Annotated in this window: 7 protein-coding genes and 1 pseudogene; 1 reads left to right on the top strand and 7 read right to left on the bottom strand. The window is 41.7% G+C overall.

Translation table 11 applies throughout. The features are described 5' to 3' along the window. Nucleotides 1-2 precede the first annotated feature (2 nt). Nucleotides 3-101, top strand: a complete 99-nt coding sequence (locus tag Q0502_RS18970) for an integrase core domain-containing protein (RefSeq protein WP_366521766.1) — start codon at nucleotides 3-5, stop codon at nucleotides 99-101. A 34-nt stretch (nucleotides 102-135) separates the two neighbouring features. Here Q0502_RS18970 and Q0502_RS05605 read toward each other — a convergent pair whose 3' ends face one another. The 7 genes and pseudogenes from Q0502_RS05605 to Q0502_RS05575 all read right to left on the bottom strand — a co-directional run. Further along, nucleotides 136-633, bottom strand: a complete 498-nt coding sequence (locus Q0502_RS05605; RefSeq protein WP_298648213.1) for a GNAT family N-acetyltransferase — start codon at nucleotides 631-633, stop codon at nucleotides 136-138. Nucleotides 634-753: 120 nt separating this feature from the next. Then, entirely contained in the window at nucleotides 754-912 is a 159-nt protein-coding gene (locus Q0502_RS05600) for a hypothetical protein (protein WP_298648210.1), read from the bottom strand. Nucleotides 913-1,042: 130 nt separating this feature from the next. Further along, on the bottom strand, nucleotides 1,043-1,975 hold the full coding sequence (locus tag Q0502_RS05595) for a dihydrodipicolinate synthase family protein (RefSeq protein WP_298648207.1): 933 nt from the start codon (nucleotides 1,973-1,975) through the stop codon (nucleotides 1,043-1,045). A gap of 20 nt (nucleotides 1,976-1,995) precedes the next feature. Further along, entirely contained in the window at nucleotides 1,996-3,807 is a 1,812-nt protein-coding gene (locus Q0502_RS05590; protein ID WP_298648204.1) for an FAD-dependent oxidoreductase, read from the bottom strand. Between the two features lie 116 nt (nucleotides 3,808-3,923). Next, entirely contained in the window at nucleotides 3,924-4,310 is a 387-nt protein-coding gene (locus Q0502_RS05585; protein WP_298648219.1) for a glycosylhydrolase-like jelly roll fold domain-containing protein, read from the bottom strand. Then, nucleotides 4,307-4,576 (bottom strand): glycosyl hydrolase, encoded by a 270-nt coding sequence (locus Q0502_RS05580; RefSeq protein ID WP_298648216.1) that lies wholly within the window; start codon nucleotides 4,574-4,576, stop codon nucleotides 4,307-4,309. Before Q0502_RS05580 ends, Q0502_RS05585 begins: the two co-directional genes overlap by 4 nt. After that, nucleotides 4,577-4,987 (bottom strand): annotated as a pseudogene (locus tag Q0502_RS05575) (glycosyl hydrolase); the annotation flags it as partial. It abuts the gene before it with no gap. Between the last annotated feature and the right edge of the window lie 187 nt (nucleotides 4,988-5,174).

The following is a 5,174-nucleotide window of genomic DNA, read 5'->3' as shown; positions in this document are numbered from 1 at the left end:
AAATAAAGGATTATATGGAATTTTATAACAGGGAAAGACCCCATCAGGCATTGGGGTATAAAACGCCGGAAGAAATGTTCCGGGCGGCCGCTTATCTTTGAATAATAATTGTCTAGTGAAGGGGAGAAATAAAGATTATTCATTTATTATTTTTTGATAGGCAACAACATCAAGTAATCTATCAAATTTTTCTCCAACTTTTTTAAAATGAGCACATTTTTCATATCCACATTTCTCAAATAGTCTAATACTCGCTTGATTTTCACCTGTTATAATCCCTATTAAAACAAAAATCTCATTTTTTTTAGCAACCGCTTCAAGCAGCGTCATAGTTTCTACCCCAATCCCTTTACCTGAATACTCTGGTTTTAAATAAATAGTTATCTCTGCAGTTCTGTCATATGCTTGTCTCTTTTTATATTGAGAAATATAGCAATATCCACAAGTTTCACCCTCATAATCAATTAGAAATGATTTATATTTTGGATGCGCGACCAAGATTATACTTTTAAGTTCCTCTACTGATATCAAATCCTTATGAAAGGTAGCAGTCGAACTTAGAATATAGTAGTCATATATCTCTTTGACAAGATTAAAATCACTCTCCTTTAAATCAATGAGTTTTAGTTTCATAATTAATAATTTAGTCTGAATTTTAGTTTCTCAGGGGGTTAATTCATCTGTATCATTTTCTATATCACGCCCCCTGTATCATCTGTATCATTTTCTGTATCAAAACCGATCTTTTCTGCTTCATTTTCTTCTCCGACATTTCTCCGACACATCTCCGACACGTTCATGTCTATTATATGTTATACCATCTGCACCACTTTCTTTTCCTTCCGGTTTAGGATCGGCACTCATCACCATTACTTTGAATGTAGTAATATCTTTAAAATCAAATATAGCCAAACCGTTATCGTTTGCCCAAATAATAAAACTGCGGAAACGAATATTATGGGTAACATACAATCGCAGGTGTACTTGAGAATGGACTAAAGAAAAAAAATGTTAAGTAGTATCAACCCGATAATTGTTTTTTTCATACTACAAACGAATTTTTTATCGGATCATACAAACCTTTTGCCTTTAGCTCGTTTTCCATCGCTTTTGCCTCTTCGCTGTGGATGGTGTTTAATGGCAGCCTGCATGGCCCGCAGTCCATGTTCGCGATTTTCATAAGATGCTTTCCTGCAACGATACCTCCTCCATATTTGCTGATGATGTTCATCAGCTCGACCACATAGGCCTGTAACTGTCGCGACTTTTCAATATTGTTGGTGTCAAAGGCCTCGATCATCCCGTAATAGAGCTCGGGTATCAAATTATAGGTGGTGCCAATCCCGCCTTTTATACCGAGTGATAATCCACAAAGGAGGGTTTCATCCGAACCATGCAGGATGTCATATTTCTCATTGTCAAAGAGAATGCATTGTTGCATGTCCTTGAAGTTGCTATTCGTGTATTTTATACCCACGAAGTTGGGTATCTCGTCTCCTACTTCATGCAACAAATCTATCATATTGAAATTCAACCCTGTTCTTACCGGTATATGATAGTAGTAGAGGGGGGCGTTAGGCACGACATCGGCAATAATCTTTATATACGCAATGAGTTCCTTAATGGTTTTCGGTTGAAGGAAGGTAGGCCCCATGATGGATAGAGCATCCGCGCCCAGTTCCACCGCGTGTAGTGCTAATTCTTGAGCATCTTTATAGGCGTTGGCTCCCACGTGCACGATGAGTTTAAATTCATCTGAACGCTCTTTTGCCCACACCTCGGCAACGGCTTTCCGCTCTCTTACACTCATAAGCATCCCTTCCCCGGAAGAGCCCAAGATGAAAGCACCCTTGAGCCCCTTTTTCCTTAACTTCTCCGCGTACACGGAAATAATACCCGTGTTTATTTCCCCGTCTTCATTAAACGAAGTAAAGGTAGGTGCAATCAAGCCCTCTATTTTTGTGTAGTGTATCATTTAATCCTGTTATTATTGGTTTATATACTGGTTAATTTCTCCTTGAGACCATCCAAATGGTCGGTATAAATAGCAGGTGGTAGCGAATCATGCTCTGTGCATAGAGAGGCTGCCATGCCCACCACTTCTCCCATCATCGCGATTGTTCTCATTACCCTGACCGTGCCCAAAGCAATATGCGTGACGCTTATGTTCCTGCCTGCCATAAAAAGGTTGGGTATGTTTCGCGAGTACAAACAGCGATAGGGGACCGCGTAGGGGGCTATTTTTTGTTTTTTTGCCGTGGATAAAAAAGGCTCCTCCTCGAAGTTGTCTTTGTAAACCGGGTAATGTAAATCGATGCTCCACGTTGTACTAAACGTTGCATCCGGGTAGGGGACTTGATTGATGATATCGTTTTCACTCAAGATAATATCACCCAATAATCTCTTTGATTCTCTTTTTCCTCCGATGTATGCTATCCAATGCAATGAATAATTTTTGTAACGTTCTTTTCTCGTACTATGGTTTTTTATGAACGACCAATTGCCAAAAATCACCCGTAACGCGTAGTCCCGGATATGTTCTATTTCTGTTACCTGGTCTTTATAAAAACCGGTTTCCCAGTTCCAATCACCTTTGATCTTGTGCATGCAGGTAGCTTCCGAAAACGGTACCGCCCAAGGGCAATCGGGAAACGTGGTTTCCTGCTCGCTTGCCTTGGCGTACCACTGGCAGCTGGTACCCATGACCAATTTATCGGCACTATCGGGGGCGGACGGTTCACCGGTCATCGCCCTGCTTTCTCTTCCTTCCCGGTAATCCGCTCCTGCCAAGAGGCCCAGGATGGCGTCCCCGGTACAGTCGGCAAATAGGGTACCCCGGATTATGTATTCATTGCCCGAGCGGATGTTGACCGCTTGAACCGAGGAGATACGGTCGCCATTTTTTTCAACGGCGACAACACGGGTGAAAAGAAACAGGGTGATGTTTTTTTCCGCTTCCACAACTTGCCTTTTCAGGTCATCCTCGTAGTTGGTGGCAGGGCCGGCATTATGGATTTTCTTTTCCGGGTGTTTCTCTATAATGTCTAAAATTCTTTTGTTTCTTTCGGTGGTGGGATCCCTTTCCGCTTCCCATAATGTCCAGTGGCCGATAGGCCCGAATTCATCAATTAACCCACCCAACTTCGGGTAGGGCTCCTGGTAGATCAGGCCGGAGAGGCCCACACGCACTTCGGAGCTGTTGTTTCCACCCAACACTTCCCTGTCATGTATCAATGCGACCTCGCAGCCATTTCTTGCTGCAGTGAGCGCGGTTGATATCCCGCCAATACCACCCCCGACCACCACTAAATCGAAATCCGAGTACTCTTCGACTGTTGGTTCGAGAAGTTTTTTTCGAAAATCGCTCAATTCGGGAGGGTCATTGGGTGGTACTAGTTCGCTATCGTTCGATAGCAATATCGCGTCGCACCTTCCATTGAAACCGGTTAGGTCGTGTAGCACCAATTCTGTTTCTCCCTTTTCAAGTTCAACTTCCCCCCCGTCCTGCCAATGCCACGCGGCTTGTTCAGTACCAAAAACGGGGGATAGTGGTTTCTTGTTCACGAGTAACTTGAATTGGCCGGGAGCATGTCCCCTGCCCCAGTCACCCACCCAATTCCGGGTACGTACCCATATTTTATACGTGCCCGATGAAGGAATGAGTACGGCAGTTTTCGCGTCTTGCACCGGTACGCCCAAGCCATGAGCCATCAAATACGACGAGCCCAAGGTGGGAATACTTTGCTGGTCTATCACCCATCCCCCTGTATCTTCGAAATGCTCAGCTTCAATTAAAATGCTCTCCATATTTCTTGTCAGAAAATCCTTCCAGTACTCCTTCCATTTTTTCACATTAAAAAAATAGATTTATATTTATAAGAGTAGAAGGCATTAAATAAATCATATTCTTGATAAATAATGTATTAATCATATATTCCGTTAATCGGTTTGAACCGATTGATGGTTACGGGCCCAAACAAACCCGAAGGTTGCAGGATGCTTTCTCTATTATATGGATTCACAAAACACCATGTATCTATTTGATTTTCAGGAATATTTTGGTCGCCAATAAGGTGATTCATCCAGTTGTTGACCACCTCTATTACCAGTTCATTTTCCCCCGGTATTATAAAATCTGTGATATCAAGTTTGTAGGGGTATGTCCAAACCCCGCCTGCGTAATTATCATTTACATATACCTTAGCCATTGCAGTCAGATTACCCAGGCTGATCTCAATAATTTCATTCTCCTGTACTTCTGATGTAGAGAAATTGATACTGTAATTTGCTGTTCCTGAATAGTATTTTATCCGATCATCGGTAGAGGTTGTCCAGTCATAAAGTGTCTCAAATATGCATTTACACCAGGATTTTTATCCTCGTACGGCTGCATAATGTAGACATGCAGTAAAGTGTTATTGATTCCTTCCGCAAAGAAACGATCTGTTCGCTGTTTCATCATTGCCGGATAACGAGAATATGCCGGATCTCCCGAAGTATTTGATTCTGCTGATATTTTAGTTTTACCGTATATATGCCCGGCAGAAATAGCAGTACGGTTTTCTATATCACCCAACTCCTCCGGCTTTATCCATGGACCACCCGATTGGCTCCATCCCGGTGAATTAAAAATACCAATCTCGATATCTAATTCGGTTGCTGTTTTAAGAGCAAGATGCAATATCTCCCACCACTCGTCACTGAACATTTTTACTTCACCGTAGGGGAGGCCATCAATGCCTATATTACCTATGAATGCACGGTTAATACCAGCATCTTTCATTGCATGGAGATCTTTTACAGCACCCTCTTTTGATATGTTATCCGAAATCCAGTACCAATAGACACTTGTTTGAATAGAATCAGGAGGATTCACGAATCCACTTTCTAGTTTCTGCGATATTTGTTTATGTTTTTTCTCCGGATTTTGTATACATACAGCCAGATGTAAAACAAAAATTACAACCAGAAATATCTTTGTATTCATAATATATTTACTTGTTTTCTGTTTTAAGGATTTACCAGCAGAATTTGTGCCGTAACGGGACAATGGTCAGATAAAAAGATATCATCTAATCTTGCGGGAAGAACAGTGTGATTAATAACCTCTGACTGTTGGTTTACAAAAATATAATCAATAAATATCCGTTGATCTGGCGGAGTTGCACCAAAAT

The organism is uncultured Proteiniphilum sp., assembly GCF_937873925.1.
Classification (GTDB): domain Bacteria; phylum Bacteroidota; class Bacteroidia; order Bacteroidales; family Dysgonomonadaceae; genus Proteiniphilum.
Note: the sequence above shows the minus strand (reverse complement) of the source record. Positions and strands in the feature narration are given on the sequence as shown.